The following is a 22,705-nucleotide window of genomic DNA, read 5'->3' as shown; positions in this document are numbered from 1 at the left end:
GTGAATCCCAACGCCAACGCACACGCCCAATCGGGCACGGTGCACGCCAACGGCATCGACATCCATTACCGCATCGACGGTGCGGACGGCGCGTGGGTAGTACTTGCCCACGCGCTGGGTGTAGACCATCAACTGTGGGACGGCATCGCCGAGCGCCTTGCCGCCCGCCACCGCGTGCTGCGCTACGACGCGCGCGGCCACGGCAAGACCAGCGCCCCGCATGGGCCATACACGCTGTTCCAGATGGCCGACGACGTGGCCGGCCTGCTGGATGCGCTGTCGATCGAACAGGTGCATTTCGTCGGGCTATCGATGGGTGGCATGGTTGGGCAAATCCTCGGTGTGCGTCACGCGCAGCGGCTGCTCTCGCTCACGCTGTGTGACACCGTCTGCTACACGCCCATGGCAGCGCACGCCATGTGGGATGAACGGATCGGCCAAGTGGAAGCGCATGGCATGAGCGGCATCATCGAACCCACGCTGCAGCGCTGGCTGACCACCGCATTTCGCGAAGCGCACCCCGCAGAGGCCGACCGCATCCGCAACCTGCTGCGCGCCACGCCGCCCCACGGCTACGTTGGCGCGTGCCTCGCCATCAAGGCGCTCGACACGCGCACCGGGCTGACGCGCATCACCTGCCCCACGCTCGTCATAACCGGCGAGGAAGACGTCGGCGCCCCCGTGGAAGTGGCGCGCGAGATCGCCTCGCGCATTCCCAACGCGCGCTTGAAAGTGATGCCGCGCGCAGCCCATCTCGCCCCTATCGAACAGGACGACGCCTTCCTCCGCGATCTGGATGAATTTCTCGGGCACGCGGGATGCGGGAGTCAATGCGACACGCCTTGAAGCGTCGCTGCCTCGCCGATAGTTGCAGGCGCCACGCACACGGCCCGTCGTCTACCCATCGAATGGGGGACAGCCGCTTGCACCTTTTGATGCAGACACGGAAAGGTCTTGTTACGCGACCACAACGCCCGTCACACATTTGGCCTCGCATTTGAGAACTTTGTGGTCAATGATTAAGCCCAAGGAACAGATGGGGCAGAGCGGTCATGCAGCGGGAATTGATCGGCCCTTGAAGTCATGACCGCGCGCCCCATCTACCCGGTGCAGCAGTAGAGCAGTCCCCACAACAGCAAGACGATTGACGCCTCGGAGGTGCACCATGCAAATGATCTACAACAGCGACAACTACTGCGTTGTCGAGTTCGGTGTCGACGGCCAGCACGCGATGCTTGCCGCGGGCGGCTACGAGATCGTCGATAAAAACCTCAAGCGCGAGATCTTCCTCGGCGGCGAGCTGGCCGAGCACTTCCGCGAGGACGTCAAAAAGCTGATCGCCAGTGAACCCACGGTCGAAGAAGTCGACGACTTCCTCGGCAAATTCGACACGGTGATGACGCAGCCCGTCACGATGCACTGAAGTGGCGCGGGCCAACTGCCCGCCGGACCGATCAACAAAAACGCCCGGAGCTTGGCGCTTCCGGGCGTTTTTTCATGCGCGCTTTGACTATCGCGTCGATAGTTGCTCCCTAGCACTGCTCCCAGGGCAGGCCGGCGTGGCGCCAGCCGTTGAGCGTGTTGCGGTGGCGCGTGCCATCCAGGTCGCCCTCAAAGCCGTGGCGGACGACGTAAACGTCGCGGAAACCGGCTTCTTCCAAGGCATGGGCCGCTGCGGCAGAGCGGTTGCCGCTGCGGCAGATCAGCACGACCGGCCGCTCGAAGCCATGGCCCGTCAGCTTGTGCACGGTGGGCACAAACTCCGGGTTCACCTCCCAGTGCGGGCCGTCGTTCCACGAGACGTGGTGCGCGCCAGCCGGATGGCCAACAAACAGGTGTTCCATTTCACTGCGGCAATCGATGAACAGCGCAGCAGGCGTGCGTTGCAGGAAAGCATGGGCGTCGGTCGGGTCGAGCAGTTGCATGGCGGCGGTCAAGGCGAGACAAATGGCGTGATATGGATTATAGGAGCGTGATTGCCCGCAGCAGCGGCAAGTCCTTGATGCGACTGGTAAAATTGCGCTTTGGCCGCCCCTGCCGCAATTTTGACGATCTGACCGGCCGACGCACCTCGGAGTCCTTCATGACCGCGCCCCTGCCCTACACCCGTGCCGCCAACCTGCCCGCGCTGCTGCGCGAGCGCATCCTGATCCTGGATGGCGCGATGGGCACCATGATCCAGCGCTACAAGCTGAACGAGGCGCAATACCGCGGCGAGCGGTTCGCCGATCACCCGATCGACGTGAAGGGCAACAACGAGTTGCTGCTGCTGACGCGGCCGGAAGTCATCCGCGAGATCCACGAGCAGTACCTGGCAGCCGGTGCGGACCTGATCGAAACCAACACCTTCGGCGCGACGACCATCGCGCAGGAAGACTACAAGATGGCGGACCTGGCCTACGAGATGAACGTCGTGGCCGCCCGCCTGGCGCGCGAGGCCTGCGACAAGTACAGCACGCTGGAGCGCCCACGCTTCGTGGCCGGCGCCTTTGGCCCGACGCCCAAGACCGCCAGCATCTCGCCCGACGTGAACGACCCGGGCGCACGCAACGTCAGCTTTGACCAGTTGCGCGACGCGTACTACGAACAGGGCAAGGCGCTGCTCGAAGGCAGCGCGGACGTGTTCCTCGTCGAGACCATCTTCGACACGCTCAACGCCAAGGCGGCGCTGTTCGCCATCGACCAGCTCTTTGAAGACACCGGCGAGCGCGTGCCCGTGATGATCTCCGGCACTGTGACCGACGCGTCTGGCCGCATCCTTTCCGGCCAGACGGTGGAAGCGTTCTGGAACAGCCTGCGCCACGCCAAGCCGATCACCTTCGGCCTGAACTGCGCGCTGGGTGCCGCGTTGATGCGCCCGTACATTGCCGAGCTGGCGAAGATCTGCGACACCGCCGTCTCGTGCTACCCGAACGCCGGCCTGCCCAACCCGATGAGCGACACCGGCTTCGATGAAACGCCCGACGTCACCTCCAGCCTGGTCGACGAATTTGCTGCGGCCGGCTTGGTGAACTTGGTAGGCGGCTGCTGCGGCACCACGCCCGAACACATCAAGGCGATTGCCGACCGCGTCGCGCAACGCAAGCCGCGCGGCTGGCCAAGCCAGTACCTCGCCGCTGCCTGAGGTTCAAGATGACCGCGCGCATCGACAGCACCATCCCCGTGCTGGCCTCGCTGAATCTGCACGAGTCGGCCCGCTTCTACACGGAGCGGCTTGGCTTTACGCAGGCGCTGCTGGTCGAGGACTACCTGATCGTGCAGCGCGATGGCGCCGAAATCCATTTCTGGCCGTGCGACGACCGCCGCATTGCCGAGAACACCTCGTGCTACCTGCGTGTGCCGAGCACGCAGGCGCTGTTTGAAGAATTCACCGCGCGCGGGCTGGAGCTCGCGCCGCCGGCGGTACGACCGTGGGGCATGAAAGAGCTCTACGTGATCGACCCACACGGCAACCTGTTGAAGCTTGGCGAATACGCCCCCGCCTGACCGAACCCCGCACCATCATGACCGACCACCCCATGCGCCTCTCCGGCCTCGAACCGTTCAACATCGGCGAGAGCACGCTGTTCGTCAACGTCGGCGAGCGCACCAACGTTACCGGGTCCAAGGCGTTCGCGCGCATGATCCTGAACAGCCAGTTTGACGAGGCGCTGGCCGTGGCGCGCCAGCAGGTCGAAAACGGCGCGCAGGTCATCGACATCAACATGGACGAGGCGATGCTCGATTCGAAGGCGGCGATGGTGCGCTTCCTGAATCTGATCGCCTCGGAACCGGACATCGCGCGCGTGCCGATCATGATCGACTCGTCCAAGTGGGACGTGATCGAGGCGGGTCTGAAATGCGTGCAGGGCAAGGCGATCGTGAATTCGATCTCGCTCAAGGAAGGCGAAGAGCAGTTCGCGCACCACGCCAAGCTGATCAAGCGCTACGGCGCAGCTGCGGTGGTGATGGCGTTTGACGAACAAGGCCAGGCTGACACGTTCCAGCGCAAGACCGAGATCTGCAAACGCAGCTATGACTTCCTGGTCGACAAAGTCGGCTTTGCGCCGGAAGACATCATCTTCGACCCGAACATCTTTGCGGTCGCCACCGGCATCGAGGAGCACAACAACTACGCGGTCGACTTCATCGAAGCGACGCGCTGGATCAAGCAGAACCTGCCGTACGCGAAGGTGAGCGGCGGCGTGTCGAACGTGTCGTTCTCGTTCCGCGGCAACGACGTGGTACGCGAGGCGATCCACACCGTGTTCCTGTACTACGCGATTCAAGCGGGCATGGACATGGGCATCGTCAACGCCGGTCAGCTCGGCGTGTACGAGAACCTCGACCCCGAACTGCGCGACCGCGTGGAAGACGTGGTGCTCAACCGCCGCCCCGATGCGACGGACCGCCTGCTGGAAATTGCCGACCGCTACAAGGGCGGCGGCACCAAGCGTGAAGAAAACCTCGCCTGGCGTCAGGAGCCGGTGGAAAAGCGCCTGGCCCACGCGCTCGTGCACGGCATCACCGACTTCGTGGTGGAAGACACGGAAGAGGTCCGCCAGAAGATCTTCGCCGCCGGCGGCCGCCCGATCCAGGTAATCGAAGGCCCGCTGATGGACGGCATGAACATCGTTGGCGACCTGTTCGGCGCTGGGAAGATGTTCCTGCCGCAGGTGGTGAAATCCGCCCGCGTGATGAAGCAAGCCGTGGCGCACCTGATTCCGTTCATCGAAGAAGAGAAGCGCCAGATTGCCGCGGCCGGCGGCGACGTGCGCTCGCGCGGCAAGATCGTCATCGCCACGGTCAAGGGCGATGTGCACGACATCGGCAAGAACATCGTCACCGTCGTGCTCCAGTGCAACAACTTTGAAGTCGTGAACATGGGCGTGATGGTCCCGTGCAACGACATCCTGGCGAAGGCCAAGGTGGAAGGCGCGGACATCATCGGCCTGTCGGGCCTGATCACGCCGTCGCTCGAAGAGATGGCCTACGTGGCCTCGGAAATGCAGCGCGATGACTACTTCCGCGTGAAGAAGATTCCGCTGCTGATTGGCGGTGCAACCACCAGCCGCGTGCACACCGCCGTGAAGATCGCCCCGAATTACGAAGGCCCGGTGGTCTACGTGCCGGACGCCTCGCGCTCAGTGAGCGTGGCGTCGAGCCTGCTGTCGGACGAAGGCGCCGCGCGCTACGTCGAAGAACTGCACGCCGACTACGACCGCATCCGCACCCAGCACGCCAACAAGAAGGCCACGCCGATGGTTTCGCTGGCCGCCGCGCGCGCCAACAAGACGAAGATCGATTGGTCCAACTACACGCCGCCGAAGCCCAAGTTCATCGGCCGCCGCGTGTTCCGCAACTACGACTTGAACGAGCTCGCGCAGTACATCGACTGGGGCCCGTTCTTCCAGACGTGGGACCTGGCCGGCAAATTCCCCGACATCCTCAACGACGAGATCGTCGGCGAATCGGCCCGCAAGGTGTTCTCGGACGGCAAGAGCATGCTCGCGCGCCTGATCGCGGGGCGCTGGCTCACGGCCAACGGCGTGATCGCACTGCTGCCCGCCAACACCGTCAACGACGACGACATCGAGATCTACACCGACGAATCGCGCTCCGAAGTCGCGCTCACCTGGCGCAACATCCGCCAGCAGAGCGAGCGCCCGATCATCGACGGCGTGATGCGCCCGAACCGCTGTCTGGCCGATTTCATCGCGCCCAAGAGCACCGGCATTGCCGATTACATCGGCCTGTTTGCCGTCACCGGTGGCATCGGGGTCCAAAAGCGTGAAGCCGCTTTTGAAGCCGACAACGACGACTACAGCGCGATCATGCTCAAGGCCCTGGCTGACCGCTTCGCCGAAGCCTTTGCCGAATGCCTGCACGCCCGCGTGCGCCGCGACCTGTGGGGCTACGCACCGGACGAAACGCTCGACAACGACGCGCTCATCCGCGAGGAATACAAGGGCATCCGCCCCGCGCCCGGCTACCCGGCCTGCCCGGAGCACACCGTCAAGCGCGACATGTTCCGCGTGCTCGACGCCAAGGAGATCGGCATGGACCTGACCGAAGCGCTGGCCATGACGCCGGCCGCCTCCGTGTCGGGCTTCTATCTGTCGCACCCGGACAGCACGTACTTCACGCTGGGCAAGATCGGCCAGGATCAGGTGGACGATATGGTCGCCCGCAGCGGAGAAGACCGCGCGTTTGTGGAGCGCGCCCTCGCCCCGAATCTCTGAATCTGTGACAAGACGTTTAAGACATAGTGTGTGCCACATTGTGTCTTACGCCCGCAAACCCTTGTCAGGACTGCCCTGGACGGCATTTCAAGAGGGGTGATGCTTTCATTACAAAGCCTTACACCCCCTAACAGTCGTAACCGGAAGGGCTCCATACACTGAACTCATTCGCTCAACACACAGAGCGATGCCGCGACGAATCCCTCGCGTGGCCGTTCAGAACGAAAGGAGTCTCTTCCATGAACAAGCTGCTGATCTCCCTGTCCGCCATCGCCATCGCTGCTGCTTCGGCTTACGCCAACGCGCAAACCCCGTCGGCCAACGCCGGCGTGCAAGCCAACGGCACGGCAGCTGTCGCACCGGCACCGGCCACTACGGCCAACGCCGGCACCGGCCTGAAGGCCGACGTGAAGTCGGACGCCGGCGCCAAGCTGGACACCGAGTCCGCCAAGAGCCAACTGAACACCAAGGCCGAGCACGGCGCCAAGGCAGCTCACGAGCACAAGGCCAAGACTGAAGCCGGTGTGGATAAGACGGCCGATAAGGTCGGCAAATCGGTCAGCAAGACCGAGAAGTCGGCAGGCAAGACCACCAAGGCTGCCAAGGCAGATGTCGCCAGCGCGGCTGGTACCACCACCGGCGCCACCGGTGCGGACGCCAGCGTGAACGCCGGCGCCACGACCCAGAAGTAAGCCAGCCTGACCGGGCACTGCCCGGCACCTGTGGCCATGACGGGGCGGATACCCACCGCCCCGTCTTCTTTTTTTTGGCGCGCAGGCACACGGATTGCTCCATCTACACGCGCAGGCATGTTGCGATGCAAGCACTTCCGAGGGCGCACATGGAAACCCACCCCACCACCACTCCGGAGCCGGCCGTTTCAAGCGGTGCCGGTTTCACGCTACAGTCCGATACAATTGCTGTCGTATCGAACCAACAAGCGCAGCGCGCAGGTGGAGTCAACCCGCCCGGCGCGCCCATAAGGAGCAGCATGATTCGCGTCCTGATTGCGGACGACCACGAGATCGTCCGCGCCGGCCTTCGGCAGTTTCTGTCCGAAGAGCGGGACATCGAAGTCGCGGGGGAAGCGGCAAGCGGGGAAGAGGTGATGGAGCAACTGCGCACCAACGCCTTCGATGTGGTCGTGCTCGACATCTCGATGCCCGACCGCAACGGCATCGATACGCTCAAGCTCGCCCGCCAGCGCCACCCGGATCTGCCGGTGCTGATCCTATCCACCTTTCCGGAAGACCAGTACGCGATCAACCTGATCCGCGCCGGGGCGTCGGGCTACCTCACCAAGGAAAGTGCGCCGGACGAACTGGTGAAGGCCATCCGTACCGTGTCGCAAGGCCGGCGCTATGTCAGCCCGACGGTGGCCGAACTGCTGATCGGCGGCCTGGAAAAGCCGACCGACCAGCCGCTGCACCAGACTCTGTCCAAACGCGAATTCCAGATCTTCTGCAAGCTCGCACGCGGGCAGTCGGTGTCGATCATCGCCGAAGAGCTGTTCCTGAGCGTCAAAACGGTCAGCACCTACCGCACCCGGATTCTGGAAAAGATGGGCATGAAATCCAATGCCGATCTGACGTACTACGCCATCAAAAACGGCTTGGTGGAGTGACGCCACCCCTGGCGCAAACCCCACCGCAATACGCCTAGCCGCCCCCACCCCTGTTGGCATGTAGGACAACGCCTGATACCACCTAGGCAACCCGGTGGCTACCATCAACGCATGCTGGATCAAGCCGTCACCCTCTCCACCCGTGGCCTGCGCGTCCTCCTGATCGAGGACTCCCCGGTGCTTCGCGGCATGGTGTTGGAATACCTCAAGGCCTCCGCCTTCGTGGCGACGGTCGAGTGGGCCGACACCGAAGACTTGGCCCTGAGCCAGTTAGCGCAGGGCCACTACGATGTGGTCATCGTGGATTTGCAATTGCGCCAGGGAAACGGCTTCAAGGTGCTGCAAACTTTGCGCGATCAAGCCTCGCCCAGCGTGCGCATCGTCTATACCAATCACGCCCAGGTGCCGACCTATCGGCAGCGCTGCTTTGAGGCTGGCGCCAACTACTTCTTCGACAAATCGCTTGAGCTCGACAAGGTATTCGAGGTGATCGAAGAACGCGCCGGTATGTCGCGCCCGCGCCCGCAGACCGCCCACCATCCGCACGCTTGAAGCGTCTGCGCGTCTGCTGCGCCATGACCCGATATGCGGTAGCCCCATCCGGTTTCTGACCCAAGGAGCATTCGATGAAAACCCTGTGTGCCGCCCTCGCGTTGATGTGTGTTTTCCTGGCTGGCTGCAACACCATGGCCGGTGCCGGCAAGGACATCCAGACCGGAGGCCAGAAGCTCGAAAACGCTGCCGACAACACCAAGCAGAAAATGTAAGCCGGCAAGCGCGCAACGAAAAAAAAGCCCCGACATGGGGCTTTTTGCTTTTGGTGTGTGGCGCGCGCAATCGCTCCGGCGCTCAGACCGCTGCACCGCCCGGCAACGCCGTCTGCGGAGCAGCAACGTGCTCCGCGTGGTCTGCCCGCTCGAACACCGCATCCGTCGGCGGCAGCTCGACGATGATGGTCACGCCGCCACCCGGCATCGAATCAATAGTGAGCGTGCCGCCCAGCGCAATGGCGCGCTGTTCCATCCCCAGCAGCCCGTGATGACCGACCATGCGGCGGCGCTCAATATCGGCGGGAAAGCCTCGGCCGTTGTCACGCACGCGCAGGCGCACGCCCTCGTCTTCGTTCACATCCAGCGCCACCGAGACCGACGTTGCGTGCGCGTACTTCGATGCGTTCGTTAGCGATTCCTGCACGATGCGGTACAGCGCGATGGCCGCATCATCGGTCAGCTTGGGCATGTCGTCGGGCAGGCTGACCTCGGTGTGCCAGCCGTTACGCACGCCCACGTCTTCGGTCAGTTGCGAGAGTGCCTCGACCAAGCCCAGGTTGAGCAGGATGGTCGGGCGCAGGTCTTCGATCAGACGGCGTTTGATCTGGATGCCCTGATCGACGTGGGCCATCACGCGGGTAATCTTTTCGCTCACGGCCGGCTCGTTGGCCTGCATGCGCGAGCGCAGCCAGTGCAGATCCATCTTGGTGGCCGTGAGGATGGCACCCAGCTCGTCGTGCAGTTCGCGCGCGAGGCGGGTCTTCTCGTCTTCGGTCACGCGCTGCAAGTGAGCCGCCAGATCGGAGAGCTGCCGCGTGCGTTCGCGCACCATGCGGTCGAGCTTCAGGCTTTCTTCTTCCGCCTTGTCGCGCGCCTGCTCCGTCACCGCCAGGCGCTTGGCGTGCTGCATGCCCAGCACCACCAGCAAGATGATGTTGACCGCGGTAATGAGCGCAATGCCATAACGCGAGAGCGCCAGATCGCGCTCGGCGTGTTCGAGGCTGCGCGCCACGGTGGCGATCTCCCGCTGGCGCAGACGGTCCAGCCCCTGCCGCACCGCCTCCATCGAGGCCTTGCCGAAATCGGTACGCACGAGGTCGAGCGCCACCTCCAGATCGCGCTTGCCGTAGATCAGCGTGAGCTCCATTTCGGTGAGCTTGCGACTGACCTGCAGCGCGGTCTCCGAAAACAGTTTGAGCGCATCCGGATCGTTGGCGTAGTGGTCGCGGATCTCCGCCATCAGCGCGTGAATATGCGGGATGGCCTTGTTGTACGGGTCGAGGTATTCGTCCTTGCCGGTGAGCAGGAAGCCGCGCTGACCAGCCTCGGCGTTGACCAGTTCTGCGAGCAGTTCGTTGATGGCGGTTTCGGCCTGCTGCGACTGAATCACCTGCCGATAACCCTGACTCAGGCGAACGTTGCCCGTCTCCGACGCAATCAGCACCCCGAGCGTCAGCAAAATGCCGACGGCAAGCAGCAAGGTGGAGCGCAAGGATGACCGCATGGCATGCAGACCCATGTGAAACGCGTCAAACCGCCCGACGCGGCACGCGTTGCGTGTGTGTTTTTAGTAGGGGGCATGATACTCCGTGGCCGCCCCAGACGACACTTCGGGCGCACCCGGAGCGGGCACGCTACGTGCGTCACAGTACGCCGGCAGGGCAGCGGGGGCGACACCGCGGCGACAGCGGCGCCACCATGCAGCGCAACCGCCCTGCCTCCCAACCATCCCGATCCGGAGGCAACAACATGCTGAAATGGGCACTGATCTTCGCCATCATTTCCGTGGTGGCGGGCGTGCTGGGCTTTACCGGCATTGCCACAGGCGCGGCGAGCATCGCCAAGATCCTGTTCTTCATCTTTGTGGTGCTGTTCGTGCTGTTTCTCATCCTGGGGGTCACCGTCTTCAAGGCTTAGCGCCGCCCCTGAACCCGTCGGGTCCGTGTCTTGCTAAATCACTTGGGCAGACGGCTCACTGGTTTGTGTGGGCCGGCCCCGTAACCGACCACCCGCGCTGCCGGTGCGTGCTTCCCGCAGCGCCACGATGAGGAACCCCGCCATGTCTCTCTTTGCCAGCCAACGCGTGCGCAGCCGCGTCGATGACATCAACGACCGCGCACATCGCGCCATGAACAGCGCCAGCGATGCCGTGGACCACGCACGCTACGCCGCACGTCCCGCCGTGGAAGACATCCAGAGCTTGCTGCATTCGCTCGAGAACGCCATCCATACCCTGACCGACGAGGGCAGCGCCGAAGCCAGTCGCACTCGCCGCGCGCTGCGTGCCCGCGCAGACCAACTACGCCGCGCCGCCAACGACCGCGCCCATCAAGCGAAAGAACGCATGGACTGGGCGCTCGACCGCACGGAAGAAACCATTACGGGCGCGCCGTTCAAATCGGTGGGTGTGGCGGTGGCGATCGGGGCGGCCATCGGCCTGGCGGTCGCCCTTGCAGGTAGCGGCCGGCGCAGCGAGCGCGAGTAGCCCGCAACCCCGCCAATCTCACCTTGAAGGAGCCCTGCATGACCCAGACCAACGCGGCCCCGGAAAGCCGCTTCCTCACCGACATCAAGACGCTGCGTGAGCGCGCGCGCAAGCATATCGAGGAAGGCGCGGTGACCGACGACTACCAGGCCGATCGCGATACCGTGCTGCGCCTGCTAAACGAGGCCCTGGCGACGGAGTTGATCTGCGTGCTGCGCTATCGGCGACACCACTTCATGGCCAAGGGCATCAACGCGGACCCGATTGCCGAAGAATTCTTGGTGCACGCCACCGAAGAGCAACAGCACGCCGACAAGATCGCCGCGCGCATCGTGCAACTGGGCGGCGCGCCCAACTTCAGCCCGGAAGGCCTATCGACGCGCAGTCATTCGGAATATGTGGAAGCCGACGGCCTGGTCGACATGATCAAGGAGAACCTGGTGGCCGAGCGCATCGCCATCGACAGCTATCTGGAGATGATCCGCTATATCGGGGATCGAGACCCCACCACGCGGCGCGTGCTGGAAGAGATTCTGGCCGTGGAAGAAGAACACGCGGACGAATTGTCCGACATGCTGCACGACCAATAACGCCAACGCGGCAAGACGAGATACCGGCACGACGAACCCACGTCAGCGCCCACCCCCTCCCCCGCTCCCGGCCCTAGTGGCCGGATGCCCGGACCACCGTTGCGGTGGCCGGGCATTTTTTTGAACCGACTCTTTTACGCTCAAACGCCCCACATCACAGTGGCGTTCTTCGGCAGCGATTCCTCCAGCATGTGCAGCAGTGGGTACGCGCGCTGACCGAGGTGCGGCGGTTCTTCCTCGCCTTCATCGTCATCCCGGGCCGTCAGTTCAGCGACCTTGATGTGGGCCTGATGGGTATCGTCCTTGATGGCCCGCTTGAGCCGGTCGATGGCGTGCGGCATCTCTTCGGGGGTGATGACGCCGCGCTCGCCCAGCGTTTTGCCGATCACGCCCAGCAACACCATGGCGAGATCCTTCTGCATGGAGAAACTTTGCGACTCGTGCGAAGTAAAGGTAATCATGATTCTTGGTTCCCTTGGTTGGGTGGGGGCCGCAGATTGCCACGGCGGGGGGGCTTTAACCGTCCGGACCGTGGCTCACCTGATAAAATTTCGTACTTTTCCCCGAACAACGCAACTGGCCGCGCCGGAACTCGGTTTCAACCGGTTTCAGCACTGCCGGCGTCATGGTTTCTTATGCTGCCCTCCCACAAACAGACGATCGCCCAATTGTTGTCCGACGCCGTCGGCACCCTGCTGCCTGAAGGGCAAAACCGACCGGAGATCGTCCTGGAGCGCCCCAAGCAAGCCGCGCACGGCGACATCGCCTGTAACGTGGCGCTGCAACTGGCCAAGCCGCTGGGCAAGAACCCGCGCGAACTCGCCGGCAGCATTGCCGACGCCATCCGCGCCGATGCCCGCGGCCAGCGCCTGGTCTCCGCCGTGGAAATCGCCGGCCCGGGCTTCATCAACCTGCGCCTCTCGCCGGCTGCCCGTGCCGACGTGATTGCCGCCGTGTTTGCCGAGGGCGACCGCTTTGGCGCCGCCAACACCCATGACGGCACCCCGGTGCTGGTGGAATTCGTCTCCGCCAACCCGACCGGCCCGCTGCACGTCGGCCACGGCCGCCAGGCCGCGCTGGGCGATGCGCTGGCGAGCCTGCTCGACTGGCAGGGCCACACCGTCCACCGCGAGTTCTACTACAACGACGCCGGCGTCCAGATCCACAACCTGGCGGTCTCCGTCCAGGCCCGCGCGCGCGGCTTCAAGCCCGGCGACGCCAACTGGCCCGAAGCCGCCTACAACGGCGACTACATTGCCGACATCGCCGCCGATTACCTGGCCGGCAAGACCGTCCGCGCCTCCGATGGCGAACCCGTGACGGGTGCCGGCGACGTGGAAGACCTCGAAGCCATCCGCCGCTTTGCCGTCACGTATTTGCGCAACGAGCAGGACATCGACCTGCAAGCCTTTGGCGTGAAATTCGACCGCTACTACCTGGAATCGTCCCTCTACACCGAGGGCAAGGTGCAGCAGACGGTCGACGCGCTGGTGGCCGCCGGCAAGACGTACGAGCAGGAAGGCGCGCTGTGGCTGCGCACGACGGACGACGGCGACGACAAGGACCGCGTCATGCGCAAGTCCGACGGCGCCTACACGTATTTCGTGCCCGACGTGGCGTACCACACCACCAAGTGGGGCCGCGGTTTCACGCAGGTCATCAACGTGCAGGGCAGCGACCACCACGGCACCATCGCCCGCGTGCGCGCCGGCCTGCAGGGCCTGAACATCGGCATCCCCAAGGGCTACCCCGACTACGTCCTGCACAAGATGGTCACGGTGATGAAGGACGGCGCCGAGGTGAAGATTTCCAAGCGCGCGGGCTCCTACGTGACGGTGCGCGACCTGATCGAATGGTCCAACGGCGACGCGGAAGCCGAATCCGGCGTCGACACCATCCGCGCCTGCGTGGAAGCCGGTGAGCCGAACTGGCCCGCTCGCTTCACGCGCGGCCGCGATGCCGTGCGCTTCTTCCTGCTGTCGCGCAAGGCGGATACGGAGTTCGTCTTCGACGTGGACCTCGCCCTCAAGCAGAGCGACGAGAACCCGGTGTACTACGTGCAGTACGCCCACGCGCGCATCTGCTCGGTGTTCGAGCGTGCCGGCGTCGATCTGGCCTCGGTTGCCTCGCTCACCAGCGCCGACCTGGCCGCGGTGACGGGCCCGGACGTCAGCCCCCAGGCAACCGCCCTGGTGCAGCGTCTGGCAGCCTTCCCCGACATGCTGGCCGACGCCGCGCGCGAACTAGCGCCGCACGCCGTGGCCTTCTACCTCCGCGACCTGGCGGGTGACTTCCACGCGTTCTACAACGCCGATCGCGTGCTGGTCGACGACGAAGCCGTCAAGCGCGCCCGACTGGCACTGCTGGCCGCCACGCGCCAAGTGCTGCGTAACGGCCTGGCGGTGATCGGCGTATCAGCGCCGCAAAAGATGTAAATGCGCACGATTGGGCATCACACGGCGCTCTTATAATCGGGCGCTTCTAGAAGGATCGACATGGCACGCAATACGCAATCTTCCCGTGTCCGCTCACAATGGGGCGGCACGTTTCTGGGTCTGGTGCTCGGGCTGATCGTCGGCTTGGCGATCGCCGTGGTGGTGGCGGTGTACATCACCAAGGCGCCGGTGCCGTTCGTGGCGCGCGGCGGTGCCCAGCCCAAGCCGACCGAAGCCGGCAACGTGGTCAACACGCTGCCGACGCCGGCGCAAACCGCGCCGCAAGCCAGCGCCCCGCAGGCAACGGACCCGAACGCGCCGCTGTGGAGCCGCGTACCGCCCAAGCCAGTCGATCAGCCGGATGCCAACAACCCGCCGCCGGGCATCACCATCCACCCGGCCCAGCCGAGCTCGACACCGCAGGTTGCCAGCGCACCGGCCGCCAAGCCGCCGAAGCCGCCGGTGACCGCCGCCAACGAGAAGCCAGTCACCGACCCGATCGCCGAGATCGCCCGCCAGGATGCCGCCAAGACGGGCTATTTCCTGCAAGTCGGCGCTTACAAATCGGCCGAAGATGCCGAGCGCCAGAAGGGCAACCTGGCCATGCAGGGCTTTGAAGCCAAGGTGACGCAGCGTGAAGTGAACGGCGCCACCATGTACCGCGTGCGCCTGGGGCCGTACAACTCGCTTGACGACATGACCGCCGCACGCAGCCGCCTGCAGTCTTCAGGCGTGGAATCGTCGGTCATCCGCTTTGCCCGCCAGTGACGTGAAAAACCGTCGGCGCCAGAACCCGCAGGGCTGGCGCCGGTCAGAAGCCTGAAGATCGGGTTGCCGATCGTCCTTCGCTCCACTTCCAACTCACCATGAAAAAACTCGCTGCCCTCCTGATTGCTCTCGCCACCGGCGCTGGCCTGCTGATGACTGCGCCGGCCCAGGCCCAGACCGCCCCCGTGGCTGGCCGGGACTACCAAGTGCTGCAACCTGCACAGCCCGTGCCGGCCGGCAAGATCGAGGTGACGGAGTTCTTCGGCTACTGGTGCCCGCACTGCAACCACTTCGAGAGCACCTGGGAAACCTGGGGCGCCAAGCAAGGCAAGGACGTGACCATCAAGCATGTGCCCGTCGCCTTCAACAACGACCCCCGCCTGGTGCCGTATTCGCGCATCTACTACACGCTCGAAGCCCTGGGCAAACTCAACGCCAAGAGCAGCAAGGGCATCTCGATGCACGCCCGCATCTTCGACGCCATCCACGGCGCAGACCGCCTGAACGTCGGCCGTGACAAGGCCCAGCAGGAACAGATCATTGGCGACTTTGTGGCCAAGGAAGGCCTCGACCGCAAGGCGTTCATGGACACCTACAACTCGTTCACTGTGAACTCCAACGTGACGCGCGCCAACCAACTGACCGAGCAGTACCGCATTAACGGCGTGCCCACCGTGGTGGTGCAGGGCAAATACGTGATCTCGCCCGACGAAGCCGGCGGTTACGTCAAGACGACGCAGACGCTCGACTACCTGGTCCAGCAAGTCCGGGCCGGCAAGATGTAAGGAAGGTCGGCCGCGCGACGGCACTGCCCCGCGCTACCGCCTTGCCAACGCCCGCCATCGTGCGGGCGTTTTTGTATGCGGCATGTGTTGCTCCTGTCTCCATGCCAAACAACACCCGACATCCCTATGAGCCAAATCGTTTTCATCACCGGCGCCTCCAGCGGCATTGGCCAGGCACTGGCGCGGCAGTATGCGGCGCAGGGCGCGACGCTCGGGCTGGTCGCGCGGCGTGTGGAGGTGCTGCACGATTTCGTACAGACGCTGCCGCCCGGCATCCAGGGCCGCTGCCATTGCTACGCCGCCAACGTGTGCACCGCGGAGTCGATGCGCGAGGCGGCCAACGCCTTTATCGCCACAGCGGGCGTGCCCGACGTGGTGATCGCCAATGCCGGCATCTCGGAGGGCACCGACCTGCGCGAGCCGGGGGATCTGGCGGCCTTTGCCCGCGTCATGGACACCAACTGGATGGGCACGCTCAACACCTTCCAGCCCTTCGTCACGCCCATGCTGGCACGCGCCAAACCGGGGCAACCTGGCGGCACGCTGGTTGGCATTGCCAGCGTGGCAGGTGTGCGCGGGCTGCCGGGCGCGGCGGCGTATAGCGCGTCCAAATCGGCGGTGATCAAGCTGATGGAGAGCCTGCGGGTGGAATTTGGCCCCCGTGGGTTGCGCATCGTTACCATCGCGCCGGGCTACATCCGCACGCCCATGACGGACCACAACCCCTATCCGATGCCCTTCCTGATGCCGGTGGACGTGTTCGCGCAGAAGGCGGTGCATGCCATCCATCGCGGTGTGCGCTTTACCGTGCTGCCGTGGCAGATGGGCATCGTCGCCAAGCTGCTGCACGTGCTGCCGCGCTGGCTGTATGACTTTGCCTTTGCGCGCGCACCGCGCAAACCCCGTAAGCCTGAGAATTCGCAATGATCTTGACCGACGCGCTCGGCAACGCGCACACCCCCGTCGACACCACCCCGCGCATCGCCAGCCTGGTGCCGTCCATTACCGACCTGCTGTTCTCGCTCGACCTGGGCGAGCAGCTTGTCGCCCGCACCGGCTTCTGCATCCACCCGCGCGAGGCCGTGCGCAACGTACCCAAGGTGGGCGGCACCAAGACCGTCAAGCTGGACAAGCTGCGCGAGCTGGCGCCCACGCACGTGATCGTCAACATTGACGAGAACACGCGCCCGACCGTCGACAAGCTGCGCGAGTTCATCCCCCACATCATCGTCACGCACCCGTGCGCGCCGGAAGACAACCTCGCGCTGTATCAATTGCTGGGCGGCATCTTTCGCCGCGAGGCGCAGGCGCAAACGCTGGCCGACGCGCTCACGCAAGAGCTCGACGCCCTGCGCGGCCGCCACTTCTTGCCGCGCCGCGTGCTGTACGCCATCTGGCAAGACCCGTGGATGACGGTGTCGCGCGACACGTATATCTCGCGCATGCTCAAGCTCGTCAATTTCCACACGTGGCCGGAAGACCCATCGCCCGTGCAATGCGGCACGGACAAGAGCGGTGATTGCGCCCGCCCAAATCGCCCGGACACGCGCTACCCCACCTTCCGCTGGAGCAGTGACGTGGTGCGCAGCATCGACTGCGTGCTGCTCTCCACCGAGCCCTACAGCTTTACCGAAGAGCACGTCGATGCGCTGGAGAAGCAGATCGGCAAGCCGGTCTACCTGGTGGATGGCGAGATGGTGTCGTGGTACGGCAGCAAGGCCATCGAAGGCGCGCGCTACCTGGGGGAGTTTGCGAGGACGCTGCGCTAGGCACGATCGCACGCATCATGGGCATCCCCGGCCCGTCTCCGAGGACACGTCTTGCTGTTTTGGTTACCGGCTTTCGCCAGCCCGCTCTAGGGCGGTGAGCACTTCCCACGTTTCAGGGTTGACCTGACACCCTTCCAGCACCATCGACACGAACGCGCCGATGGCATCCAGAAACCCCGCCCGATACTCCGGCGCATGCGTACTGGTGTGCGCCAACGCCCAGCGCAGCGTGTCGGGCTGGAATTGGCGGTGCATGCGCAGGTCTGCCTGCGTGCGGCTGAGGTAGTCTCGCGCAGCCAGTGCGCCGGTCAGGTAGAGGCGGCGTTTGGCTGGGGTCATTGGTCGCCTCCTGATCCGGTGGGATCGGGGCGATGCGGGGGTGGGGAGGGATAGGACGCGATTCTCCGCGCCATCTGCTCAATTGACATAAGGACCTCTCGGAGATTGATGAAAGGCCCGTCTTTCGTCGCTAAACGAGGGAGGCGGGCCCGACGATGGGGTTAGCGATCCGGCTCTCCGAGAAAACCGGTAGACCCGAAGGTCTCCCCACCCGGCCCGCCATAAAAAGCGCGCGAGTGTGCCGAGGCCTGCTGCTTGTAACGGCGGCCTCTTCGGAGAGTTACGGATCGCTAAACCCGTGCTGTCGTTGTTTCGGCAGCGCGTGAATTATAGCGATGGGGCCGAGCTACCAGTCTGATTCTTCGGTGTTCCCCACCGGCCGCTACGAAATGCCCAGGCTACCGAGAAAACAATGCTCCGCCCACCGAGCTCAGGACTCGGGCCGCCGAGAAAAATGCCCCGAGCGTCGAGTTCTGAACTCGGGACACCGAGGCATTCCAGCGGCGTATACGAAAAAAGGCCACCTCGTTTTGAGGCGGCCTTTTTTTTGGGGGGGAGTCAGGCGCAACTGTCTGTCGACGGGCCTCCGACTGCGATTGATCGTGCGATGCCTTACAAGCCAAAGGCGTAGTTCAGCGTGAGTGAGCCATCAAGATCAGCCTTGTCGGTAATGGCGCCATTCATGGTGCTCGTGCCGCCAAGGTAAGCCGTAACTGTGATGGTCAAGCCGAATTTTTTGCCGGCCGCCTGCGCGGTGCCCACAGACCAACCGTGCTTGTAGCCGACTCTCGTGGTCAGAGCGCCCGTTGGCCAACCGTAGCCCGCGGTGGCACCGTCGAATCCGAAGATGGTGGTCGCTACACCGTCGACAGTCGGGTTCGAGATGATTGCGTGGTAATAGCCAATGTTGCCGGTGCCGTTGACCTTACCCAGGCCGAAGTTGTTGACACCCGCTGTACTGAGCGAGGACGCTCGGTTATCTATGGCGGCGTGGGTCAGGTAGGTGTCGGCATCGCACGTGACCGTCCAGACCTTGCTAATCGAAGTCAATGTGGTGTGTGCGGTGCCGGGCTGGATACGCGTGGGCGAGATGGAGCCGTAATCGTAGACACTGCCATCGGTGGCCGCCACCGTGCAAGCCGGCGCCTTGAGGGTACCTCTCACTTTCAGTTCAGCCGAGGGTGCGGCGGCGTGTGCGGTGGCCGCTGCCAGGCACAGCGCGGCCAGTGCGGCGAGGTTGAGCGAGCGAGCTTGCATATCGAGACCCTGATGTTCTTCTGAAACGCGATGGAGGGCCCCCGCCCCTCCCGCCCGATTGCTCGGGCAGGTCGCATTGTCTTATAGACCAAAGGCGTAGGTCAGCGTGACCGAGCCATCGAGATCGATCTTGTCGGTGATCGCGCCGTTCATGGTGGTCGTGCCACCAAGATAGGGCGCGACTGCAAGGGTCAAGCCGAACACCTTGCCGGATTTTTGCGCGGTGCCGACTGACCAACCTTGCTTATAGCCGGCGGTCGTGTTGAGAGCACCCGTTGACGCAGAGATCACGGAGGTGCCGGTGGTGCCGAAGATGGTGGTCACTGCACTGTCAACGGTTGGGTTCGAGAGGTTGACCTGGTAGTACCCAATGTTGCCGGTACCGTTGACCTTACCCATGCCAAAGTTGTTGGCGCCCACTGTACTGAGCGAGGTCGATCGGTTATCGGTGACGGTATAGGTCAGGTAGGTCTCAGCATCACAGGTGACCGTCCAGACCTTGCTGATCGGGGTCAATGCGGTGTGCGCGGTGCCGGGCTGGATGCGCGTGGGCGAGATGGAACCGAAATCGTAGACACCGCTATCTGCCGCGGCCACGGTGCAGTTGGGCACGTCGATGGTGCCTTTCACTTTCAGTTCTGCCGTGGGTGCGGCGGCGTGTGCGGTGGCAGCCGCCAGGGTCAGCGCGGCCAGTGCGACGAGGTTGAGCGAGCGAGCTTGCATGTCGAGACTCTTAAATTTGTGGGATGCGGTGGAAAGCTGGTGACCCCCGCCCGATCGCTCGGGCGGGTTGCGCGTCTTACAGGCCGAAGGCGTAGTTCAGCGTGAGAGAGCCGTCTAAATCCACCTTGTCGGTAATCGCGCCGTTCATCGTGGTCGTGCCACCCAAATACGGAGCAACAGACAGGGTTGAGCCAAACACCTTGCCCACCTTCTGCGTACCGCCAGACGACCAGCCTTGCAAATAGGTGCCTTTGGAGAGGACGACCGAGGTACGGTCGCTGAACCCCGCGCTGCTGGTCGTGTTCACCCAGAACGAGCTGCTGGGAACGCTGTCGACGGTCGTGTTGGCGAAGGTCACGGTGTAGTAGCCGATGTTGCCAGTGCCATTGACCTTGCCCATGCCGAAGTTATTGACGCCGGCGGTACTAACAGAGGCATCGCGGTTGTCGAGCACGCCGAAGGTCAGGTAGGTATTGGCATCGCAGGTGACCGTCCAGTTTTTGCTGATCGGAGTCAGTGCGGTGTGCGTGGTGCCGGACTTGATGAGCGTGGGGTCAATGCTATTGAAATCGTAGACACCGTCATCGGCGGCCACCACCGTGCAAGTGGGTGCCTTGAGGGTGCCTTTCACTTTCAGTTCTGCCGTGGGTGCGGCGGCGTGTGCGGTGGCAGCCGCCAGGGTCAGCGCGGCCAGTGCGGCGAGTTTGAGTGAGCGAGCTTGCATGTCGAGACTCTTGATATTTTTCTGAAATGCGATGGAGGGCCCGCGCCCCCCGCCCGATCACTCGGGCAGGTCGCGCTGTCTTACAGGCTGAACTACAGGCCGAAGGTGTAGGTCAGCGTGAGCGAACCGTCGAGGTCCACCTTGTCAGTAATTGCACCGTTCATGGTGGTCGTGCCGCCAAGGTAGGGCACAACTTCTATGGTCAAGCCGAACGCTTTGCCGGCTTTTTGCGCGGCGCCAACAGACCATCCATGCTTGTAGCCGACCGCGTTGGAGATAAGACCCGATGACCCACCGGTGGCGGGCACGGGGCCGCCGGCCGCTGCATAGAAGATGGTGGTCGTTACACCATCGACCGTCGGGTTCGAGATGAGTGCTTGGTAGTAGCCAAGGTTGCCGGTGCCGTTGACCTTACCCAGGCCGAAGTTGTTCACTCCCACGGTACTGACAGAGGTCACTCGGTTATCAGTGGCGGAGTGGGCCAGGTAAGTGTCGGCATCACAGGTGACCGTCCAGACCTTCTTGAGCGAATCCAACTTGGTGTGCGTGGTGCCGGGCTGGATGCGCGTGGGCGAAATGGAACCGAAATCGTAGACACCACCATCGGCGACGGCCACGGTGCACGTGGGCGCCTTGAGGGTGCCGGCAACTTTCAGTTCTGCCGTGGGTGCGGCGGCGTGTGCGGTGGCAGCAGCCAGGGTCAGCGCGGCCAGTGCGACGAGGTTGAGCGAGCGAGCTTGCATGTCGAGACTCTTGGATTCTTTGTGAGAGGCGATGGAGCGGCGATGACGCCTGCCCGATCCCCCGGGCAGGTCGCGCCGCCTTACAGGCCGAAGGCGTAGTTCAGCGTAGCCGAGCCGTCTAGCACCACCTCGTCCTTGATGGCGCCGTTCATGGTGCTCGTACCACCAAGGTAGGGCTGAACCTCGAAGTCGGCGGCAAACACCTTGCCCGACTTCAGAGTGGCAGCGTAGGCCGATCCCGTAGCCCAACCCATCTGGTGGGTCGCATACAACTCGGTGGCTGGGTTGCCCCAGGGCGCTCCACCTCCGCCCGCGGGATGGGCGCGGAAGGCGTTGGTGCTCATACCATTGACCGTCGCGTTGCTCATCGTCACGATGTAGTAGCCGATCTTGCCGGTGGCGTTGACGTTGCCAAGGCCGAGGTTGTACGCGTAGGTGGTGTCGCTGGCTGAACTGGCACGGTTGTCCACGACCCTGAACGTGAGAAACGTTTCGGCATCGCAGGTGACTACCCAGTTCTTCTTGAGAGGGGTCAGTGCGGTATGCGTCGTGCCCGGCTTGATCAGCGTGGGTGAGATGGAACCGAAATCGTAGACACCGCCATCGGCGGCGGCCACGGTGCAAGTGGGCGCCTTGAGGGTGCCTTTCACTTTCAGTTCTGCCGTGGGCGCGGCGGCGTGTGCGGTGGTGGCAGCAGCCAGGGTCAGCGCGGCCAGTGCGGCGAGGTTGAGCGAGCGAGCTTGCATGTTGAGACTCTTGAATGGATGGGGCGCAATGGAGAGCCAGTGGCCTCTGCCCGATCGCTCAGGCAGGCCGCGTGCCTCACAGACCGAAGGCGTAGTTCAGCGTGATCGAACCGTCGAGATCCACCTTGTCGGTGATCGCGCCGTTCATGGTGGTCGTGCCACCAAGGTAGGGCGTGACGGCGAGGGTTATGCCGAACGCTCTGCCGGACTTTTGCGCGGCACCGACAGCCCAACCGTGCTTAAAGCCAGCGGCCGTGTTGAGAGCACCCGTTGCCACAGGGCTCACGGTGGTACCGGTGGTGCCGAAGAGGCTGGTCGTTACACCGTTGACAGTCGGGTTCGACATGAGTGCCTGGTAGTAGCCAATGTTGCCGGTACCGTTGACCTTACCCATGCCAAAGTTGTTGTTGCCCGCTGTACTGAGCGAGGTCGATCGGTTGTCGATGGAGGTATAGGTCAGGTAGGTGTCGGCATCACAGGTGACCGTCCAGACCTTGCTGATCGGGGTCAACGCGGTGTGCGCGGTACCGGGCTGAATGCGCGTGGGCGAGATGGAACCGAAATCGTAGACACCGTCATCGGCGACGGCCACAGTGCACGTGGGCGCCTTGATGGTGCCTTTCACTTTCAGTTCTGCCGTGGGTGCGGCGGCGTGTGCGGTGGCAGCAGCCAGGGCCAGCGCGGCCAGTGCGACGAGGTTGAGCGAACGAGCTTGCATGTCGAGAC

27 protein-coding genes are annotated in these 22,705 nt (G+C 63.8%); 17 read left to right on the top strand and 10 right to left on the bottom strand.

Going from position 1 to position 22,705, the window contains the following annotated elements:
* A complete protein-coding gene (gene pcaD / locus ACS7SF_RS11510) occupies positions 1–846 on the top strand; it encodes a 3-oxoadipate enol-lactonase (RefSeq protein ID WP_439889912.1) in 846 nt (281 codons plus the stop codon).
* A 319-nt stretch (positions 847–1,165) separates the two neighbouring features.
* A complete protein-coding gene (locus ACS7SF_RS11505) occupies positions 1,166–1,423 on the top strand; it encodes a BTH_I0359 family protein (RefSeq protein ID WP_012760982.1) in 258 nt (85 codons plus the stop codon).
* 109 nt (positions 1,424–1,532) lie between these two features.
* Here ACS7SF_RS11505 and ACS7SF_RS11500 read toward each other — a convergent pair whose 3' ends face one another.
* Positions 1,533–1,925, bottom strand: a complete 393-nt coding sequence (locus tag ACS7SF_RS11500) for a rhodanese-like domain-containing protein (RefSeq protein WP_439889911.1) — start codon at positions 1,923–1,925, stop codon at positions 1,533–1,535.
* A gap of 158 nt (positions 1,926–2,083) precedes the next feature.
* On the opposite strand from ACS7SF_RS11500, the gene ACS7SF_RS11495 reads away from it, so the two are divergent.
* From ACS7SF_RS11495 to ACS7SF_RS11465, 7 genes are all read left to right on the top strand, one after another.
* Positions 2,084–3,124 (top strand): homocysteine S-methyltransferase family protein, encoded by a 1,041-nt coding sequence (locus ACS7SF_RS11495; RefSeq protein WP_439889910.1) that lies wholly within the window; start codon positions 2,084–2,086, stop codon positions 3,122–3,124.
* A gap of 8 nt (positions 3,125–3,132) precedes the next feature.
* A complete protein-coding gene (locus tag ACS7SF_RS11490) occupies positions 3,133–3,486 on the top strand; it encodes a bleomycin resistance protein (RefSeq protein ID WP_439889909.1) in 354 nt (117 codons plus the stop codon).
* Between the two features lie 17 nt (positions 3,487–3,503).
* Entirely contained in the window at positions 3,504–6,221 is a 2,718-nt protein-coding gene (gene metH / locus ACS7SF_RS11485; RefSeq protein ID WP_439889908.1) for a methionine synthase, read from the top strand.
* Positions 6,222–6,460: 239 nt separating this feature from the next.
* Complete coding sequence (locus tag ACS7SF_RS11480) at positions 6,461–6,913, top strand: hypothetical protein (RefSeq protein ID WP_439889907.1); 453 nt, start codon at positions 6,461–6,463, stop codon at positions 6,911–6,913.
* Positions 6,914–7,212: 299 nt separating this feature from the next.
* Entirely contained in the window at positions 7,213–7,845 is a 633-nt protein-coding gene (locus tag ACS7SF_RS11475; RefSeq protein ID WP_039599179.1) for a response regulator, read from the top strand.
* Between the two features lie 111 nt (positions 7,846–7,956).
* Positions 7,957–8,397, top strand: coding sequence for a response regulator (locus ACS7SF_RS11470; protein ID WP_439889906.1), 441 nt, complete (start codon positions 7,957–7,959; stop codon positions 8,395–8,397).
* A 74-nt stretch (positions 8,398–8,471) separates the two neighbouring features.
* Positions 8,472–8,612 (top strand): entericidin A/B family lipoprotein, encoded by a 141-nt coding sequence (locus tag ACS7SF_RS11465; RefSeq protein ID WP_366172077.1) that lies wholly within the window; start codon positions 8,472–8,474, stop codon positions 8,610–8,612.
* A gap of 82 nt (positions 8,613–8,694) precedes the next feature.
* Here the strand turns inward: ACS7SF_RS11465 and ACS7SF_RS11460 are convergent, their stop codons facing one another.
* Positions 8,695–10,119 (bottom strand): CHASE3 domain-containing protein, encoded by a 1,425-nt coding sequence (locus tag ACS7SF_RS11460; RefSeq protein ID WP_439889905.1) that lies wholly within the window; start codon positions 10,117–10,119, stop codon positions 8,695–8,697.
* 245 nt (positions 10,120–10,364) lie between these two features.
* Here ACS7SF_RS11460 and ACS7SF_RS11455 point away from each other — a divergent pair, with 245 nt between their 5' ends.
* From ACS7SF_RS11455 to ACS7SF_RS11445, 3 genes are all read left to right on the top strand, one after another.
* Entirely contained in the window at positions 10,365–10,532 is a 168-nt protein-coding gene (locus tag ACS7SF_RS11455) for a DUF1328 domain-containing protein (protein WP_426396612.1), read from the top strand.
* Between the two features lie 142 nt (positions 10,533–10,674).
* Complete coding sequence (locus ACS7SF_RS11450; protein WP_426396610.1) at positions 10,675–11,100, top strand: DUF883 family protein; 426 nt, start codon at positions 10,675–10,677, stop codon at positions 11,098–11,100.
* 38 nt (positions 11,101–11,138) lie between these two features.
* A complete protein-coding gene (locus ACS7SF_RS11445; protein WP_439889904.1) occupies positions 11,139–11,690 on the top strand; it encodes a ferritin-like domain-containing protein in 552 nt (183 codons plus the stop codon).
* A 140-nt stretch (positions 11,691–11,830) separates the two neighbouring features.
* Here ACS7SF_RS11445 and ACS7SF_RS11440 read toward each other — a convergent pair whose 3' ends face one another.
* Positions 11,831–12,151, bottom strand: coding sequence for a DUF1840 domain-containing protein (locus ACS7SF_RS11440; protein WP_439889903.1), 321 nt, complete (start codon positions 12,149–12,151; stop codon positions 11,831–11,833).
* Between the two features lie 174 nt (positions 12,152–12,325).
* Between ACS7SF_RS11440 and argS the strand changes: the two genes are divergently transcribed.
* The 5 genes from argS (at position 12,326) to ACS7SF_RS11415 (ending at position 17,447) form a co-directional block, all read left to right on the top strand.
* Entirely contained in the window at positions 12,326–14,125 is a 1,800-nt protein-coding gene (gene argS, locus ACS7SF_RS11435) for an arginine--tRNA ligase (RefSeq protein ID WP_439889902.1), read from the top strand.
* Positions 14,126–14,185: 60 nt separating this feature from the next.
* Positions 14,186–14,893 (top strand): SPOR domain-containing protein, encoded by a 708-nt coding sequence (locus tag ACS7SF_RS11430; RefSeq protein WP_439889901.1) that lies wholly within the window; start codon positions 14,186–14,188, stop codon positions 14,891–14,893.
* 98 nt (positions 14,894–14,991) lie between these two features.
* Positions 14,992–15,678: a thiol:disulfide interchange protein DsbA/DsbL gene (locus tag ACS7SF_RS11425; protein WP_439889900.1), complete on the top strand. Its 687-nt coding sequence runs from the start codon at positions 14,992–14,994 to the stop codon at positions 15,676–15,678.
* Between the two features lie 126 nt (positions 15,679–15,804).
* Positions 15,805–16,605, top strand: coding sequence for an SDR family oxidoreductase (locus ACS7SF_RS11420; protein WP_439889899.1), 801 nt, complete (start codon positions 15,805–15,807; stop codon positions 16,603–16,605).
* Positions 16,602–17,447 carry a helical backbone metal receptor gene (locus tag ACS7SF_RS11415; RefSeq protein WP_439889898.1) on the top strand — a complete coding sequence of 282 codons (846 nt, stop codon included), beginning with the start codon at positions 16,602–16,604 and terminating at the stop codon, positions 17,445–17,447. The genes ACS7SF_RS11420 and ACS7SF_RS11415 overlap by 4 nt, the downstream gene beginning before the upstream one ends.
* Positions 17,448–17,510: 63 nt before the next feature.
* On the opposite strand, the gene ACS7SF_RS11410 is transcribed toward ACS7SF_RS11415, so the two are convergent.
* The 7 genes from ACS7SF_RS11410 to ACS7SF_RS11380 all read right to left on the bottom strand — a co-directional run bounded on the left by ACS7SF_RS11410 (position 17,511) and on the right by ACS7SF_RS11380 (position 22,697).
* Positions 17,511–17,786, bottom strand: a complete 276-nt coding sequence (locus tag ACS7SF_RS11410) for a hypothetical protein (protein WP_439889897.1) — start codon at positions 17,784–17,786, stop codon at positions 17,511–17,513.
* A 612-nt stretch (positions 17,787–18,398) separates the two neighbouring features.
* A complete protein-coding gene (locus tag ACS7SF_RS11405) occupies positions 18,399–19,043 on the bottom strand; it encodes a DUF1120 domain-containing protein (protein WP_439889896.1) in 645 nt (214 codons plus the stop codon).
* An 81-nt stretch (positions 19,044–19,124) separates the two neighbouring features.
* The gene (locus tag ACS7SF_RS11400) at positions 19,125–19,766 is read right to left on the bottom strand and encodes a DUF1120 domain-containing protein (protein ID WP_439889895.1); all 642 of its coding nucleotides are present in this window, start codon (positions 19,764–19,766) and stop codon (positions 19,125–19,127) included.
* Between the two features lie 76 nt (positions 19,767–19,842).
* Positions 19,843–20,490: a DUF1120 domain-containing protein gene (locus ACS7SF_RS11395; RefSeq protein ID WP_439889894.1), complete on the bottom strand. Its 648-nt coding sequence runs from the start codon at positions 20,488–20,490 to the stop codon at positions 19,843–19,845.
* 92 nt (positions 20,491–20,582) lie between these two features.
* The gene (locus tag ACS7SF_RS11390) at positions 20,583–21,233 is read right to left on the bottom strand and encodes a DUF1120 domain-containing protein (protein WP_439889893.1); all 651 of its coding nucleotides are present in this window, start codon (positions 21,231–21,233) and stop codon (positions 20,583–20,585) included.
* 80 nt (positions 21,234–21,313) lie between these two features.
* A complete protein-coding gene (locus ACS7SF_RS11385; protein WP_439889892.1) occupies positions 21,314–21,979 on the bottom strand; it encodes a DUF1120 domain-containing protein in 666 nt (221 codons plus the stop codon).
* Between the two features lie 76 nt (positions 21,980–22,055).
* Positions 22,056–22,697 (bottom strand): DUF1120 domain-containing protein, encoded by a 642-nt coding sequence (locus tag ACS7SF_RS11380; RefSeq protein WP_439889891.1) that lies wholly within the window; start codon positions 22,695–22,697, stop codon positions 22,056–22,058.
* Positions 22,698–22,705 lie beyond the last annotated feature (8 nt).

The organism is Ralstonia sp. 25C, assembly GCF_051904805.1.
Lineage (GTDB): Bacteria > Pseudomonadota > Gammaproteobacteria > Burkholderiales > Burkholderiaceae > Ralstonia.
This window is presented reverse-complemented; position numbering and strand designations above follow the sequence as displayed.

Excerpts from the sequence above, each read along its gene's own strand:
- ACS7SF_RS11440 (WP_439889903.1), bottom strand. The coding sequence starts at position 12,151 with ATGATTACCTTTACTTCGCACGAGTCGCAAAGTTTCTCCATGCAGAAG.
- ACS7SF_RS11505 (WP_012760982.1), top strand. The coding sequence starts at position 1,166 with ATGCAAATGATCTACAACAGCGACAACTACTGCGTTGTCGAGTTCGGT.
- ACS7SF_RS11400 (WP_439889895.1), bottom strand. The coding sequence starts at position 19,766 with ATGCAAGCTCGCTCGCTCAACCTCGTCGCACTGGCCGCGCTGACCCTG.
- ACS7SF_RS11470 (WP_439889906.1), top strand. The coding sequence starts at position 7,957 with ATGCTGGATCAAGCCGTCACCCTCTCCACCCGTGGCCTGCGCGTCCTC.
- ACS7SF_RS11500 (WP_439889911.1), bottom strand. The coding sequence starts at position 1,925 with ATGCAACTGCTCGACCCGACCGACGCCCATGCTTTCCTGCAACGCACG.
- ACS7SF_RS11445 (WP_439889904.1), top strand. The coding sequence starts at position 11,139 with ATGACCCAGACCAACGCGGCCCCGGAAAGCCGCTTCCTCACCGACATC.
- ACS7SF_RS11425 (WP_439889900.1), top strand. The coding sequence starts at position 14,992 with ATGAAAAAACTCGCTGCCCTCCTGATTGCTCTCGCCACCGGCGCTGGC.
- ACS7SF_RS11475 (WP_039599179.1), top strand. The coding sequence starts at position 7,213 with ATGATTCGCGTCCTGATTGCGGACGACCACGAGATCGTCCGCGCCGGC.
- ACS7SF_RS11460 (WP_439889905.1), bottom strand. The coding sequence starts at position 10,119 with ATGCGGTCATCCTTGCGCTCCACCTTGCTGCTTGCCGTCGGCATTTTG.
- ACS7SF_RS11410 (WP_439889897.1), bottom strand. The coding sequence starts at position 17,786 with ATGACCCCAGCCAAACGCCGCCTCTACCTGACCGGCGCACTGGCTGCG.
- argS (WP_439889902.1), top strand. The coding sequence starts at position 12,326 with ATGCTGCCCTCCCACAAACAGACGATCGCCCAATTGTTGTCCGACGCC.
- ACS7SF_RS11405 (WP_439889896.1), bottom strand. The coding sequence starts at position 19,043 with ATGCAAGCTCGCTCGCTCAACCTCGCCGCACTGGCCGCGCTGTGCCTG.
- ACS7SF_RS11385 (WP_439889892.1), bottom strand. The coding sequence starts at position 21,979 with ATGCAAGCTCGCTCGCTCAACCTCGCCGCACTGGCCGCGCTGACCCTG.
- ACS7SF_RS11480 (WP_439889907.1), top strand. The coding sequence starts at position 6,461 with ATGAACAAGCTGCTGATCTCCCTGTCCGCCATCGCCATCGCTGCTGCT.
- ACS7SF_RS11430 (WP_439889901.1), top strand. The coding sequence starts at position 14,186 with ATGGCACGCAATACGCAATCTTCCCGTGTCCGCTCACAATGGGGCGGC.
- ACS7SF_RS11390 (WP_439889893.1), bottom strand. The coding sequence starts at position 21,233 with ATGCAAGCTCGCTCGCTCAACCTCGTCGCACTGGCCGCGCTGACCCTG.
- ACS7SF_RS11450 (WP_426396610.1), top strand. The coding sequence starts at position 10,675 with ATGTCTCTCTTTGCCAGCCAACGCGTGCGCAGCCGCGTCGATGACATC.
- ACS7SF_RS11495 (WP_439889910.1), top strand. The coding sequence starts at position 2,084 with ATGACCGCGCCCCTGCCCTACACCCGTGCCGCCAACCTGCCCGCGCTG.
- ACS7SF_RS11415 (WP_439889898.1), top strand. The coding sequence starts at position 16,602 with ATGATCTTGACCGACGCGCTCGGCAACGCGCACACCCCCGTCGACACC.
- ACS7SF_RS11380 (WP_439889891.1), bottom strand. The coding sequence starts at position 22,697 with ATGCAAGCTCGTTCGCTCAACCTCGTCGCACTGGCCGCGCTGGCCCTG.
- ACS7SF_RS11455 (WP_426396612.1), top strand. The coding sequence starts at position 10,365 with ATGCTGAAATGGGCACTGATCTTCGCCATCATTTCCGTGGTGGCGGGC.
- ACS7SF_RS11490 (WP_439889909.1), top strand. The coding sequence starts at position 3,133 with ATGACCGCGCGCATCGACAGCACCATCCCCGTGCTGGCCTCGCTGAAT.
- ACS7SF_RS11395 (WP_439889894.1), bottom strand. The coding sequence starts at position 20,490 with ATGCAAGCTCGCTCACTCAAACTCGCCGCACTGGCCGCGCTGACCCTG.
- ACS7SF_RS11465 (WP_366172077.1), top strand. The coding sequence starts at position 8,472 with ATGAAAACCCTGTGTGCCGCCCTCGCGTTGATGTGTGTTTTCCTGGCT.
- metH (WP_439889908.1), top strand. The coding sequence starts at position 3,504 with ATGACCGACCACCCCATGCGCCTCTCCGGCCTCGAACCGTTCAACATC.
- ACS7SF_RS11420 (WP_439889899.1), top strand. The coding sequence starts at position 15,805 with ATGAGCCAAATCGTTTTCATCACCGGCGCCTCCAGCGGCATTGGCCAG.